The sequence below is a fragment of the Rhodanobacter sp. DHG33 genome, from assembly GCF_014843005.1.
Classification (GTDB): Bacteria; Pseudomonadota; Gammaproteobacteria; order Xanthomonadales; family Rhodanobacteraceae; genus Rhodanobacter_A.
Genome location: NZ_JACYXM010000009.1, coordinates 1 through 14,805 on the forward strand (window position 1 = coordinate 1; position 14,805 = coordinate 14,805).

Consider the following 14,805-nt stretch of genomic DNA (forward strand, 5'->3'; position numbering starts at 1 on the left):
CCCAGCGGCACGCAGAGCACCACCTACACCTACGACTCGATGGGCCGTGTGCATACCGCGGTCTCCGGTGTCGCCACCCAGGGCTTCGCCTACAACAGCCTGGGCTTGCTCACGGGCGAGAGCCTGCAGGTGAGCGGTTTTAGCTGGGCCATCGGCTACGGCTACGACGCCTACGGCCATCGGTCCACCGTCAGCTACCCGGCCGGTACCGGCACCAGCGAAAGCGTGAGCTACGCGCCGGACCCCTGGGGGCGTGCCACGCAGGTCAGCAGTTATGCCACCGGCATCAGCTATTTCCCCAACGGCCAGGTCGCCGGCTTCACCTACGGCAACGGCCGCCTGTACGCCTCCCAGCAGAACACCCGCCTGCTCACCAGCAACTTCAGCGACGGCACGAGCAGTGCGGCGGACGTGCAGGAGGCGCTGGCCTACGACGCCGACGGCAACATCGCCACGGTGACCGACCCCAGCGGCCTGCGTACCAAGAGCTTCGGCTACGACGCCCTGAACCGCCTGACCAGCGCCACCGCCGCCAACCTCTATCCCGGCGGCCCGGAAAGCTACACCTACGACCCGATCAACAACCTGCGCACGCGCCTGACGCAGGGGCAAACGCTCACCTACAACTACGACACCACCAACAAGCTGACGAGCATCACGCAAGGGTCGACGTCGATCGCCAGCTTCACCTACAACCCACAGGGCGACACCACCGGCAACAACACCGCCACCCTGAGCTTCGACGCCAAGCATCAGCTGACCAATTACCCGGGCGTGGAAAGCTACAGCTACGACGCTGCAGGACGCCGCGTGGTGAAGCAACCGGCCAGCGGCTCGCCGACGTACTACTTCTACAACCAGGCCGGGCAGCTGCTGTACCAGTACGCTCCGGGCACAGCCACCACCAGCAACTTCATCTACCTGGGGACCCGCCTGGTCGCCCAGCACGACCACGTGCAGCTGAGTCTGCCTGGAGCCATCAGCTTCACGGCCAACCCCAATGCGGGTAGCTATACGGTGAGCTGGGGCAGTGTCCTCGGTGCGACCAGCTACGGTCTGGAAGAAAGTTACAACGGTGGAGCCTGGGTACGGCTCTACAGTTCCAGCGGAACGTCGTTTGCCTTGAGCGGCAAGGCGGGAGGGAGTTACCTCTACCACGTCAAGGCCTGTAACAGCAGCACCTGCAGCGGCTGGACCACTTCGGCCACGCTCGGCGTATGGCCGGCCATCCCGACGGTCACCGTGCCCACGGGCACGATCAACGGTCCCTACACCGTGAGCTGGAGTGCAGCGACCGGCGCCACCGGCTACACCGTGCAGGAAAGCCTCAACGGGGGCGCCTGGACCACGATTGCCACCAATACGACGGCCACATCGATCAGCCGTCCGGGCACCACCACGGGCAGCTACACCTATCACGTGGAATCCAGCGACGCTTACGGTACGGCGGGATGGAGTGCGACCTCGACGGCGGTGAGCGTGAACACGGCCTACGGTGTAGTGCCCACTCCGGTGCCCACCTTGACCGTGCCGGCGAGCAGCAGCACAGGTAGCGCCACGGTGAGCTGGACCGCCGCTTCGCCCGTGACAGGTTACACCCTGCAGCAGAGCAGCAACGGCGGCAGCACCTGGACGACGGTGTACAGCGGCACGGCCACCAGTGCAGCCCTGACTGGGCTGGTCAACGGCAGCTACACCTACCAGGTGCAGGCCTGCAACAACACCGGCGGGAACTCCGTGTGCACGGCCTGGGCGACGGGCGGCACGCTGGTGGTCACCCTGCCGCCCGCCAGTGCGCCCACGCTTACCGTCCCGGCGAGCAGCACCACCGGCAGTTACACCGTGAGTTGGGGCAGTGTCGCCACGGCCACCAGCTACACGCTGCAGATGAGCAGCAACGGCGGCAGCAGCTGGAGCACGGCCACCAGCGGAAGCGCCACGAGCTGGGGTGCCAGTGGCCAGGGCAACGGCAGCTACGTGTACCGCGTGGAGGCCTGCAATGTGGGCGGGTGCGGCGCCTGGAGCAGCACCGGCACGACGACCGTGCTGTTGCCGCCGGCCAGTGCCCCGAGCCTGAGCGTACCGGCGAGCAGTGCCACCGGCAGCTACACCGTCAGCTGGGGCACCGTGAGCACAGCAACCAGCTACACGCTGCAGCTCAGTATCGATAGCGGTGGCTGGAGCACGGTGCAGTCGACCAGCGCGACGAGCTGGGGCGCCAGCGGCCAGGCCACCGGCACCTACGGCTACCGTGTGCAGGCGTGCAATGCGAGCGGCTGCGGGCCGTGGAGCGGCACCGGCACCATCAATGTCCTGTTGCCACCGGGCAGCGCGCCGAGCCTGAGCGTGCCGGCAAGCAGCAGCAACGGCAGTTACACCGTGAGCTGGGGCTCGGTGGCGACGGCCTCGAGCTACAACCTGCAGGAGAACGCCAACGGCGGTGGCTGGAGCACGAAACAATCCAGCAGTGCGACGAGCTGGAGCACCAGCGGTCGCGGCACGGGCAGCTATGCGTACCAGGTGCAGGCGTGCAACACGAGCGGGTGTGGGCCGTGGAGTGGCTCTGCTTCCATCAGCGTGACGTTGGTACCAGCGGCACCGACCGGCGTCTCGTCGGCGCCGAACTATGTGCCTTACCCAAGTGGAGCATGGGTATCGAGCTGGCCTGCGGTGAGTGGAGCCACCAGTTACAACGCCCAACGCACCAACACTGGAACGAATGCCGTGGTGGCGATCTACAGTGGCACGGGAACCAGCGTCACCCAGGCGAACGTCGTGCCCGGCACGTATGTCGTCGGAGTGCAGGCGTGCAATGCGTCAGGATGCTCGGGTTGGACGAACTCGGGGGCCGTGACGGTGTATTGCAACGAATCGGCGGTGGCGGCCAAGTCCAATGGCGTCCAACCCCTGATCCTCAAGTGCAACTGATACGACCATGACGATCAGGAAGGAACACACCATGAAGATTCGTCGACTCGTTATCCGCACTGTGTGCCTGTTCGGTTTGTGGCTAGGTGTGGGGCTGCAAGCTCAGGCCCAAACCGACACGGTGACGTATGTCTATACCGATCCACAGGGTACACCGTTGGTGAAGGCGGATGCCTCGGGCAACGTCATTGCCAAGTATGACTACACGCCCTACGGCAACTCGATCGCCTCGTTGGGGGCAGCGCCGAATGGGCCGGGCTATACCGGACACGTGAACGACCCGGAGACCGGGCTGATATACATGCAGGCACGGTACTATCAGCCGACCGGGAGGTTCTTGAGTCCGGACCCGGTGAGGCCGGCAGCAGGAAATATTTATAGCTTCAATCGGTATGCTTATGTAAACAACAATCCAATTCGAAATGTAGACCCTTCGGGACGCTACGTATGTACTGGGAAAACAGATCAATGCGAAAGAGTAGCCACTGCTCTCCAAGAAATTTCGCAAGCTGCTTCAAGCTTACCTGCAGGTTCTAGCGGGCAAAAAGACCTTCAACAAATTATTAGTTTCTATGGCGCCGAGGGAGTGAAGAATGGTGTATCGGTGGCATTTTCCTCAATTAAGGGAACCGCGCTTGCAAATACGTTGACTCAGAAATCTGGATTTTTTACTAGAGCGAAAGCGAAAATCACTCTCGATCTAAATAAAATTGATAGCATCCCAGATCGTAATGATGGGTCGAGTAAAGCTATTGAATTTGCCGCCTCAATCGCGCATGAGGGGCGCCACGGGATCAATGGAATGAGTAGCAGCGTGCCCGAAACAATTAAAAGACCCCAAGAACTTGAGGACGAGCGCCAAGCTTATACATCGCAAGGATATGTCAATGAAGGGTTAGGTGTACGTTCCGCATATGGAATATGGAACATCGGTGATGCACAATTAAACGGCGATGCAATTGAGCGGGCCGCACAGTCCAGTACAGACATTTGGTGCGATGGGAAATGCCAATGAAATATCTAATTCTATTGATTTCATTCTTGCTCTCTGCGTGCGCACCCGCTCGCCATGTCAACTTGACTCACGATGTGACTCTATGCGAGGTCAAGTCGAACCAGAACAATTATGATGGAAAATCTATTTCTTTTCGAGCACAAATTAACAGTGATGGCTTGGAAAATACTTCACTTAGGGATCCGGGCTGTCGAGACTTTTCATTGTCCATCGATCAGGGAGATGGTGATGCAAATTGGTCGGAAGTCAATAAAATTGTTTATGGAGTTGGTGATGTCGGCACCGCAGATAAAATCATTAGCGCTGATATTTCAGGCATTTTCCACAAACTGCCTCACAATGGAAAAATTTCCGTCTCTTCCATAACCAACGTTAAATATTCAATGATAAATGTCAAGCACTAATGAAAATTCAGACGAAATAAAAGTGGACGCTCCTGGCGTCGCTGATGATCACTGCAGGCCTGTTGATCGCCCTAGATGGCTTCTCGATCAGTGAATATGAACTAGGGAAAGATCATGGGTAGAGGGCTTTATTACTTGGGTGCCTAGCGATGAAGTGAATCAGTGATAAATGTCGCCGTGTTGTTAATGTTCTGGAGACGCACTGATGAATAATTCATTGCTGGGGTGTGCTGTTAAGATACGCGCTAACGATTTTTTCTCAAGACATATCCGCGCGTGTCTTGCTTGCCGATGAAGCGGATAGGAAAATTTTATTGGAATTGGATCATGCATTAAGTGTGGTGGGCGTGCTTTACAAATACGCTATTGCGGCACCAAGGTTGGCGAAAAATAACTTGATGGATTTGTTGAATGTAGGCGTATTGGGAAGCGCGGTTACTTGGGTACCAGATGCAGAATTTGATGCAAGCAAACCGTTAGATGTTTCATGGTGGCGAGGAGGAGGGGCGGCTGTTACGGACGTTTGTCTTGATTAGCAGGGTGTTGACCATTCCACGTTTTGTTCAACCGTGACCGGCTATTCAATGCCGAGATTGCCCAGCGCTTCTTCGTCAGAACGATCTTGCTGGCTCGGCTCAACGAGCTGCTCAGAGGCAAGAGCCAAGGGCTGGAAGACCTGCGCCGCGACCTTAGCGCCCGCTTTGCTCGCGGTGCGGCGCGCGGCGCGCGGTGCGCCCGAGCCGGTGCCCAACGCTGCATCGCCCGTGACGGGTTACACCCTGCAGCAGAGCAGCAACGGCGGCAGCACCTGGACGACGGCGTACAGCGGCACGGCCACCAGCGCGGCCCTGACCGGGCTGGCCAACGGCAGCTACACCTACCAGGTGCAGGCCTGCAACAACACCGGCGGGAACTCCGTGTGCACGGCCTGGGCCACCGGTGGCACGCTGGTGGTGACCCATCCGCCGGCCAGTGCACCCACGCTTACCGTGCCGGCGAGCAGCACCACCGGCAGTTACACCGTGAGTTGGGGCAGCGTGGCCACGGCCACCAGCTACACCCTGCAGATGAGCAGCAACGGCGGCAGCACCTGGAGCACGGCCTATAGCGGCAGTGCCACGAGCTGGGGCGCCAGCGGCCAGGCCACCGGCACCTACGGCTACCGCGTGCAGGCGTGCAACGCGAGCGGTTGCGGGCCGTGGAGTGGTACCGGCAGCACCAACGTCCTGTTGCCGCCGGGCAGCGCGCCGAGCCTGAGCGTGCCGGCAAGCAGCAGCAACGGCAGTTACACCGTGAGCTGGGGCTCGGTGGCGACGGCCTCGAGCTACAACCTGCAGGAGAACGCCAACGGTGCTGGCTGGACCACGAAGCAATCCAGCAGTGCGACGAGCTGGAGCACCAGCGGTCGCGGGACGGGTACGCGAGCAATAACCCGATAGCCAACATCGATCCTGATGGGATGGATGATTGTGGCAGTTCAACAGAGGGGCTGAGGCAAGTTGAGAAGCCTTGTCCTCCAAATGCGCCGAATACGTCACCTCAACAACCAACGCCACCTAAAACCTCTACGCCTTTGCCAGCTGTTGTGGTAACTGCGACGTTGTCAAGAAGTTATCCTGGCGCAATAAATATTCCTGGGCCGTCTCTTTTCCTACTGAGAGCTGTGACGGGCGTGGGTCTATTTTTAACGGATGCCAACGGATTTCATGATGCGATCTATGGAAAGCAAGGGTGTTATGGGACTTTAACTTGTGATGGCCGTCCAATTTCTCCGTTAGTGCATGCGGCGACGCCCATTAAAGGGTCAAAACCCAAAGGAGCGCCTCCTGGCACATTGCCAATTGATAAATATCCCGGCCTAAGCAAGGAAGATGTTCACATCATCAAGGGGGTGTTGGAGCGGGCCCTAAAGATTGGACGGGCATTGCACCAAATGGTGACGTGATCACGGGGGATAGCGAGGGTAATGCAGTGAATAACGGATCCAAAGGTGACTATTTGCCAGGTGGAAACTGATGAATACATTTAAATTCAGAACATCCTTACGATTTTTTGGTAAATCGTTCGATCCTCATGAGCTGAGTACTCAGTTGGGCATTAAGGCGACGTACGAGCATAAAATGGGAGAAAGGCGGACTACGCCAAAAGGGGCGATTCTAAACAGCGTTTACGATGAGAGTTACTGCTTATTTGACATCGCAAGTCACCCTAAAGATGGCTTGCATGAAGTGCTTGACCGTACAACAAACTCACTTTTTTGTCATAAAGATCTATTTAATAGCATTCGCAGATGCGGTGATCGCATTGAGATCTTTGTAGGCTGGTTTTCTTCGGGAAACTCCGGGGAGGTTTTACCTTATGATTTAATGGCAAAACTCGGAGAGTTGGGAATTGACTTGGCGCTTGATGTTTACGGATCAAATTCAGAAATTGAAGAAAACTAGCCGAACTCTAGGGTGCATGAATGCCACATCTGGATTGGTGCTCTCGGCGAACCGAGGAGCATCTACGCATGCTCTAGAGCGGTAGCCCTACCGATATTTCCGTACCCGAGGTGGCTTCGTTGCGTAAAGGAGCAAGGTGGTCGAACCGCCTGTCCCGCCTTGAATCCTGGCAATGGCGCTGACCCCAGGCGCACGCTGGCGTCGAAGTGGTAGGCGACTGTGTCGCAGAAACCGTAGTTGACGTCGAACTCGATCTGACCGTCCGGGCATTCACGGAGCAGAGGCGTGAGCTTCGGCAGCAATATCGTCCGCAGCACGAGGTCGCCGCAGGTGATGCGCACGATAACCGGCAGGCTTGTCCCGGAGCTCGGCCTCAATGCCGTCGAGGCGGCGGACGATACCTTTCAGCAGTCGGTCGCCTGCTTCGGTCGAGCGAATCGGCTTGACCTCTTCTGTGGATCTGGTCAGTCCGGAAGGTACGACCCGCCTAGGCCATATGCTCACCCCAATACCAAACCTGACAAAGCGGCCGTGGTCTACCCATGAGTGTTTGGCTACGCCAGATCGATTAGGGACTGTTATCGGGGGTAAGGGGAGTCGCCCCCATTAGCGGACGCTTCCATACTGTGCTTTGGCGCACTGACGCTCCAGTCAGTTGCATCAGCCCTGGCGGGTCGACAGCGTCGCCGGATCACCTTGACATGTCCGGTGCGTCGCATTACTATACGTATATAAACACGTCTCATCTGGAGGCGATGCATGTCAAATCCGTCGTTCCTTGAGCGTGCGCCGCGAAAGGACTTAAAGATTGGCCGCTGGGGTCAAGAGCGTCGTTTGGAATTCATTGACTACCGCCTTTATTGGGATGGTCGCATCAATCGTTCCGAGTTGGTGGAGTTCTTTGGAATATCCATCCAGCAAGCCTCCTTAGATATTGCTCGCTATACCGAATTGGCCCTTGGCAATCTTGAGTACGACCGTAGCGAAAAGGTCTATCGCGCAGCCACGGCTTTTACGCCCATTCTCACATCATCGAATGCGCAGTCGTTTCTCGATCCGTTACTTGGCGTCACCATAGGTACGTTGCCTCTGTCGAGCTCTTTTCTAGGATGGCTACCCCCGACGGATGTCGTGGCCTTTCCCGTTCGCTCCATCCAAGCAAGTACTCTGACCGGTATCAACCAAGCCATTCGCTACCGACAAGACATTGAGCTGGAGTATCAGTCGATGCGGCAGCCCGCTTCGACGCGTCGTTGGATTGCACCGCATGCCATTGCTTTCGATGGCATGCGCTGGCACGCACGGGCATGGTGTTACAGCCGCGAAGAGTTCCGAGACTTCGTTTTTTCGCGCATCCAAACAATCTATCAGACACGCCCAACCCATCTAGCGGATCACACGGATGTGAAGTGGAATACTTACAACACGGTGATCCTGCGTCCCAAGAAGACCCTCTCACCGGCGCAGCAGCGTGCGGTAGAAATCGATTTTGGAATGACCAATGGCGAACTGCACGTACCCATGCGTCAGGCGCTCGTCTTCTACTTCCTTCGGCAGCTTCACCTCACAAATGAACATGAGTTGCAAGATGGCCAGCCGATCGAGTTGGCTAACAAGGATGAACTGAGCTGGTTAATCGTTGAAGCTCACAAGCGGTAATTGCGGTAGTCGTCTATTCATTCAATGTCCTTGAACTGGAGCGAACACACATGAACGGCAACGAGCACAAGAAAGAGTACGAATTTTTCGTGGACGCCAAAAAGTATCACACCGAGAAAGCCACGCTGACCGGTGCTGAAATCAAAGCGATTGCGGACGTATCGCCAACGTATCAACTCTTCCTCGAAGAGGAGGGTGATCAACCGGATCGCGCCATTTCAGATGGCGATAGTGTGAGCCTGGAAGGTCGTGACAAGCATTTCTTCGCGGTTCCGCCTGCCACGTTTGGTGCCTAATGATCGAGCAACAGTTCGAAGTCTTAAGTAACGAGTGCCTTCGCAAGCACCACGCTCAAGCTTCGCGCTTGGCACTCCCCAACGGCAGCCAATTGATCTCCATTGCCGATTTTCCCCTTGCCCTGGGGTGGAATCAGCAAAAAGTTACGGTGCACTTTGTGGCACCGCCCGGCTACCCGGCGGCCAAGCCCGATTGTTTTTGGGTCGAACCGGCGGGCTTGCGTCTTGCCGATGGCGGGACGCCCCAAAACAGCAACGACGCGAACCCGATACCGGGCGACACGCAGCCTGGCCGTCGCACGACTTGGTTCTCTTGGCATCTGCAAGGGTGGGATCCCAACCAAGATTCTCTGTTGACGTTCTTCGAGGTCATCCGGCAGCGGTTGAGTCCAGCGCGATGAACGAGATCACGCTCAGCGAAAGCCATTTCGAGCTCATGCAGCGTGCGCTTTTCCAAGATGGCAGCACCGAGCGCTGCGTAATCTTCTTTGCTTCACAGGCCGAGAAACACGATGGCTCGGTCCGGCTTCTGGTTCGGGAGATGCTGATACCCGATGATGATGACTACAGCCTTCGCGACACCACGGAAGCCGAACTCGTTCCGGCAGTCGTGGCCCGTGTGAGCAAAAAGGCCAAGACCGAACAGCTTTCGCTGATCTTCGTGCACAGCCACCCTGGAGAGGCCTTCCCGCATTTCTCGACCACCGATGATGCGGGCGAGGCGCACATGGCGACCTTCCTTGCTCATCGAACACCAGGGAGACTTCACGCGGCGCTCGTGGTGAGCAAGGGCGGCCTTCGCGCCCGTGTGTTGGGGGCCGGGGAGGGGATTCGCGTCATCGGTCTCGGCACGCAACGAACGGTTTTGTTTGATCCCATCCGCGATCATCGCGCGATGAATGCGCAATTTGATCGGCAAGTTCGTGCCTTCGGTACACAAGGGCAACACGCGATCGAGGCGCTCTGCGTTGGCATTGTGGGGCTGGGAGGGACGGGTTCCCTTTTGGTCGAGCAACTGATGCATCTGGGCGTGAAGAAGTTCATTCTCATTGACCCGGATGTCATCGAGCTTTCCAATCTCAACCGGGTCGTGGGTGCCAACCACGGCGATCTTGGCGTGAACAAAGCCAAGGTGGCCGCACGAGGCATTCGCACCTTTGCCCCTGATTCGCATATCACAGTGGTTGAGGGCGACATCACGCATGAGCGCCACGCGCGCGCGCTCTTCGACGCAGACTTCCTCTTTGGCTGCACAGACTCCCACGGTAGTCGCGCCGTCCTGCAACAGATCGCGTACCAATATCTGCTTCCTTGCATTGACATGGGAAGCACCATCACCGCATCAAGGGGCGAGGTAACCGGTATCTTTGGGCGAGTCCAGTTGCTGACCCCAGGGCAGGCCTGCTTGACCTGCAGTAGCTTGCTGGATCCCGAGCAAGTGCGACGCGACATGATGAGCGAGGCCGAACGTACCCTCGATCCGTATATCGTGGGTGCCCACGAGCCCGCACCGGCGGTAATCTCGATCAATGGCACGGTGGTCTCGCTGGCCACCACGATGTTTATGGCGGTCGTAGCCGGGATTCCGAGTGACGGCCGCTACCTTCTGTATAACGGCAAAAATTCGTCGCTGCGTCGGCTTCATGCGGCGGCGCATCCTAACTGCTATATCTGCTCCTATCGAGGTACCTACGCCCGCGGGGATGCGCTGAGACTGTACGCAAGGGGCGACTAGGATGGCGATTTCGGAGTTCCGTTCGCTCTTGCCTGCCAGGGGAACAATCGTCTTTGGCGGCGAACAACCGTCGGACAACGATGCACGGAGCTTCACGACTCGGGGATACGCTCAACTTCTTTCGACCGAGCAAACCGATCTGACATCGGCAGCCGTCATCGCATCAATCGGTGCAGTGGTGTTTACGGTGACCACCGGTGGCGGTTCCGATCTGAAAGCTTTCTTGGAAAAATACGCAGACGTCCTACTAGATCACGACTGCCGTATCTATGTTCGAGTAAATCGTCAAAAAGAACTTCAGGCAATGGCTCGCACCATCGTCATCAACGCGGTGGATGAGTGCGTGCTTCCCGTCGGATGGGTAACGAAAGACGAAGCACGCAATCTTCAAAACCCCTTGGAACGAAGCGACGGGATGCCATTCGCGCCGTTCGTTTATATTTGTGACTTGGCATTGGGGTGGGATGACATCGCGCAGCTGATCGCCAAAAACGCTGCCGGTGACGCGCCAGCCCCACTCTTACAAGTCGTCGCCGTTGACATTGCCGGTGCTGTTACCCAACTGCCACCAAGCCGAGAGACGTTGGTTCGACGTGCCTTTAGCGACTGCACCAAGGTTCGTCTGGTACAGATGGCAGATGGTTTATCTGGTGCCAAGGTCTTCCGGGCCTTTTCGGAACCGTCAGCGGCAACGCCGGGCTCTTGGCCCTTGATCCATTTCGTCAAATTGGATGCCCGCCGATCCATCGTGTCGGAGTACATCAAATACCACGAGGAGGGACTGGACTTTGTCCCTTTTCATTTGGCCCCACACCTTGATGATACCCGCTGTGCGTTGGGGGCCCGTGATGGCATCTTGGTTGGCGATTTAATTCAAGATGCCGTCTCCTTGCGAGAATACGCCACGACTGGTTTTGCTGCCGTGGCTCTTTCGAATTTGTTCAACAAGACGCTCCGACCGTGGCATCACGCCGCCATGAAGGATGAGGCGCGATCAGTTGCCGACTACTTTGACGGTCGTTATCAGACGAAAATCATATTTCCGACCACAATCCCTCCAAAGCGCCTCCTGGAAATCCAGCGGCTAGGCGGCGACATGTCGCTGACCGACTTGGAAAATATCTTCAAGGCTCAGGACCACAAACCTACTCGCATCGGGACCATTCACGGCGATCTCAATGCCACCAATGTGTTGGTGCGCAATACCGATGCGATCATCATCGATTTCAACGACATCCAGGCCAACATGCCGCTGGTGTATGACGCCGCGTGCCTTGAGGGTGGGTTGCTGGTCGATGGCTTTGTCAAAGATACCCGTTCGCCAAAAGACTGGCTGGCATCCATTGCACCGCTGTACCAGAAGGCGGCGCTCGTGGACTGGATTGAATCGTGCCATCCCAGCGATGCTTCGCGTTGGTTTTACGATTGCGTAAGGCAAATTCGCATCCACGCCAAGCAATTTGAATGTCAGCCAGGCCAATATGCAACAGTGCTGGCGCTGACACTACTCAAGAAAGCGTGCAACAGCCATTCTTTCGAAGACAGCGCTGAACCGTCCGATCGGAAACGTGCGATCCTCCGCGCCGGGGCTTATGTGCTTGGGCAACAGATCCTTCGAAGCCTTAAATGAAGATCGGGAACGTCGCACCGATGTCGAGTGAACTGCCTTTCCAGTTGAAGAGCACGGTGCCGTCGCGGGGCGATGCCTCGGGTCTTCTGCATCACCCTGGTGAAGCGGTCTTGATCGAACGGGGGCGGCCACGCTGGCTGTTGTTGATGTGCCCGTGCGGTTGTGGCGAGGAGATTCCGATCAACCTGGATCGTCAAGCCGGTCCGGCTTGGCGACTCTATCGAAGCCACCGGCATGGGATCAGTCTTTATCCATCCGTGTGGCGTGACACCGGTTGTGAGGCGCACTTCATCGTATGGCGCAGTCGTATTCTGCTGTTCGGCGGACGACACGCCCGCCTTCGGTCGTTGGGACGCCGCGAGGAGATCGCGGGCTTGGCCAGTCAGGTGTATCCGTTGCTGCCGGCTCGTGATTTTGTGTCTTACGTGTCGATTGCGGACACGATGGGAGAGGTGCCGTGGGACGTCTTGGATGCGTGCCGTCATCTGGTTCACGAGGGCCTTGCGATCGAACACGCGGGGGATGAACACGGTCGCTTCAAACGTCGTACTATCACCGCCGTTGGGCTCAAGGGTTTTTCTCGCAAGGCTTAACTCAGCTCTCAATCTTCAAGTAAGCGTGCCGCTGGGTTTTCGGTAGCACCTCCAGATTGGAAGTACCCCATCACACTCGATACTGCCCGGTGCTCCGTCATCGCCATGATCGCTGGCAGCGGCACACCCTGGCGACTGGCTTCGGTCACGAAGCCGGAGCGCAAACTGTGTCCCCCAAAATTCCCCTCCAACCTTGCGAGTCGTGCCCGTCGCTGCACGATCTCGCCCACCGCGGCGGGCGACAGGGCACGGCCCACGCGTTCCTTCCACAGCCGCCGAAACATCGCACCTTCAGTAATGCCGGCCGCCGCTAGCCAAGCCTCCAATGCTTGAGCCGCCCGATCGAGGATTGGCTTGTCTGGTGTCGAGGTCGCAGTAACGCCGGTCTGCTGGGTCTTGCTGTGCTCGAGGCGATAAATGAAACCCTGCGGGCCGATCCGGCGCAGGTCGCGTAGATCGGCCGCAGCGATCTCGCTGCGCCGGCGGCCGCCGCTGGCGAAACCGAAGCAGAGCAGGGCGCGGTCGCGGATGCCTTCCAGGCTGTCATCGCAGGTGGCCAGCATCGCCTCCAGCTCGGCCAGGGTGATTGCGGTCTTTTTGCGCGGCCGCTCGCCGCGTTTTACCGACGCGCGCGCGGCGCGACTCAACACCGTGCGGATCGCCGGTTGTTCGCACGGGTTCGGCAACTGCTTGAGCCGGTGCGCCGTCGATAGCACCGCGACCCGATGGCGCACAGTCGCTAGCGTCCACGAGCCCAGCTTGGCCTTGAGGCCGGCAGCCACCAGCGCTTGATCGACGGCCAGCGGCAGTTCCCACGTCAGTTCGCCCTCGGCCGAGCGCCGCACCACGTGGTCGACCACGAACTGCAGCACGGTGGCTTCGGCAACCGGCAGGCTCAGCTCGATGCCGTAGCGCGCCGCGTGCCAGCCCGCCCAGTAGCGCAGGGCGCTGGCGTAGCTACGCGTGGTGTTGGTTGCGGCCGCTTCGGCGAGCAGTTCGCGGACCGCGTCGGCGGCCTGCTGGGCCAGTTGCTCCGGCAATGTCAGGCTGGAGGCCGGCTGGGCGAGGGCCGGGACTGGGGAAATATCTTTCATATTATGTAATGTATACTACGAAACAGGGCATCTACCCACGATAATCATCACTTATCGCGAGTACGAAACCAAGCGGGCAGGGCGCCGATCGAGGAGACCGTTCCATGCGCACCGGCATCACCCAGGAGCAGGTCAACACCGCCGCCGACACGCTCGTCGCCGCCGGCGACAAACCGACCGTAGAAAAAGTGCGGGCCGCCTTGGGCACCGGGTCGCCGAACACCGTCACGCGGATGCTGGACATGTGGCGCAGTGGCCTAGCGGAGCGCCTGCAGAAAGTGTTGCACCTTCCGGACCTCCCACCGGAGGTGGGGCAGGCGATGACCACGCTGTGGCAGCTGGCCGTCGCGCACGCCGAACGCCTCCTCCAGGCTCGGATGGCCACCGATCGGGCCGCCCTTTTGGCGAACGAAACGCGTCTCGCTGAGGAACGGACGCGCTGGACGGCGACATTGGCTGACGCCGAGACCACCGTCGCTCAAGCTAGAACGCGCCAAGAGCTGGCTGAACACGCTTGCGCCAACCTAGACAGCCAGCTCCGCGACAGCCACGCCTTGCGGGAAGATTTGGTTCTGCAGCGGGATCGCTTGCAGACTTTGGCTGATCGACAAGCCAGTGAGCTTGATGCGCTCCAGGCGGAACGCACAGCCAGGCTAGCCGTTGCAGAACAAGAACGGGAACGCACCGCTGCGCACCTTCGTACGGTCGAGGATCGGGCTCACCAGGAAGTCGATCGCGCTCGGCAAGAAGCAAAGCAGTCACAACAACGTCTGGAAGCGGCCGAACGAAGCCATCGTGACGCCATCCGCGCGCTCGAAGTGCGATCCGTGGCATCACTCAAGCAGCTACAGAAGGCTGAGAAAGAGGTAGCGCGCCTCTCGGGGCAGATCTCCGTACTTGAGACTTCGCTAGCCAAGACTACGGCCAGCACGAAGGTGAAGCGAACTCCACGATCAGCTCGGCCTCCGGGGGCCGCCAAGACCAAAAAGCTAAAGTGAGGATCATCA

General features: G+C 58.5%; 14 protein-coding genes. 13 read left to right on the plus strand and 1 reads right to left on the minus strand.

What is annotated here, in order from left to right; genetic code table 11:
• From IHE46_RS15360 to IHE46_RS15415, 12 genes are all read left to right on the plus strand, one after another.
• On the plus strand, positions 1-2,928 hold a 2,928-nt coding region (locus tag IHE46_RS15360; protein ID WP_343230043.1), incomplete at its 5' end, for a fibronectin type III domain-containing protein.
• Positions 2,929-2,959: 31 nt separating this feature from the next.
• Entirely contained in the window at positions 2,960-3,943 is a 984-nt protein-coding gene (locus tag IHE46_RS15365; protein ID WP_192165553.1) for an RHS repeat-associated core domain-containing protein, read from the plus strand.
• Positions 3,940-4,347: a hypothetical protein gene (locus IHE46_RS15370; protein WP_192165555.1), complete on the plus strand. Its 408-nt coding sequence runs from the start codon at positions 3,940-3,942 to the stop codon at positions 4,345-4,347. The genes IHE46_RS15365 and IHE46_RS15370 overlap by 4 nt, the downstream gene beginning before the upstream one ends.
• A gap of 281 nt (positions 4,348-4,628) precedes the next feature.
• Positions 4,629-4,883: a hypothetical protein gene (locus IHE46_RS15375; protein WP_192165557.1), complete on the plus strand. Its 255-nt coding sequence runs from the start codon at positions 4,629-4,631 to the stop codon at positions 4,881-4,883.
• A gap of 228 nt (positions 4,884-5,111) precedes the next feature.
• On the plus strand, positions 5,112-5,786 hold the full coding sequence (locus IHE46_RS15380; RefSeq protein WP_192165559.1) for a hypothetical protein: 675 nt from the start codon (positions 5,112-5,114) through the stop codon (positions 5,784-5,786).
• Between the two features lie 576 nt (positions 5,787-6,362).
• Positions 6,363-6,791 (plus strand): DUF4279 domain-containing protein, encoded by a 429-nt coding sequence (locus IHE46_RS15385; protein WP_192165561.1) that lies wholly within the window; start codon positions 6,363-6,365, stop codon positions 6,789-6,791.
• A 759-nt stretch (positions 6,792-7,550) separates the two neighbouring features.
• Complete coding sequence (locus IHE46_RS15390; protein ID WP_192165563.1) at positions 7,551-8,450, plus strand: WYL domain-containing protein; 900 nt, start codon at positions 7,551-7,553, stop codon at positions 8,448-8,450.
• Between the two features lie 50 nt (positions 8,451-8,500).
• The gene (locus IHE46_RS15395; RefSeq protein ID WP_192165565.1) at positions 8,501-8,746 is read left to right on the plus strand and encodes a multiubiquitin domain-containing protein; all 246 of its coding nucleotides are present in this window, start codon (positions 8,501-8,503) and stop codon (positions 8,744-8,746) included.
• On the plus strand, positions 8,746-9,147 hold the full coding sequence (locus tag IHE46_RS15400) for an E2/UBC family protein (protein WP_192165567.1): 402 nt from the start codon (positions 8,746-8,748) through the stop codon (positions 9,145-9,147). The genes IHE46_RS15395 and IHE46_RS15400 overlap by 1 nt, the downstream gene beginning before the upstream one ends.
• Entirely contained in the window at positions 9,144-10,481 is a 1,338-nt protein-coding gene (locus IHE46_RS15405; RefSeq protein WP_192165570.1) for a ThiF family adenylyltransferase, read from the plus strand. The genes IHE46_RS15400 and IHE46_RS15405 overlap by 4 nt, the downstream gene beginning before the upstream one ends.
• A gap of 1 nt (position 10,482) precedes the next feature.
• Entirely contained in the window at positions 10,483-12,111 is a 1,629-nt protein-coding gene (locus IHE46_RS15410; RefSeq protein ID WP_192165572.1) for a phosphotransferase, read from the plus strand.
• On the plus strand, positions 12,108-12,704 hold the full coding sequence (locus tag IHE46_RS15415) for a DUF6527 family protein (protein ID WP_192165574.1): 597 nt from the start codon (positions 12,108-12,110) through the stop codon (positions 12,702-12,704). The genes IHE46_RS15410 and IHE46_RS15415 overlap by 4 nt, the downstream gene beginning before the upstream one ends.
• Positions 12,705-12,712: 8 nt before the next feature.
• Here the strand turns inward: IHE46_RS15415 and IHE46_RS15420 are convergent, their stop codons facing one another.
• Entirely contained in the window at positions 12,713-13,798 is a 1,086-nt protein-coding gene (locus IHE46_RS15420; protein WP_192165576.1) for a site-specific integrase, read from the minus strand.
• A gap of 104 nt (positions 13,799-13,902) precedes the next feature.
• On the opposite strand from IHE46_RS15420, the gene IHE46_RS15425 reads away from it, so the two are divergent.
• Positions 13,903-14,796: a DNA-binding protein gene (locus tag IHE46_RS15425; protein ID WP_192165578.1), complete on the plus strand. Its 894-nt coding sequence runs from the start codon at positions 13,903-13,905 to the stop codon at positions 14,794-14,796.
• Positions 14,797-14,805: the final 9 nt, after the last annotated feature.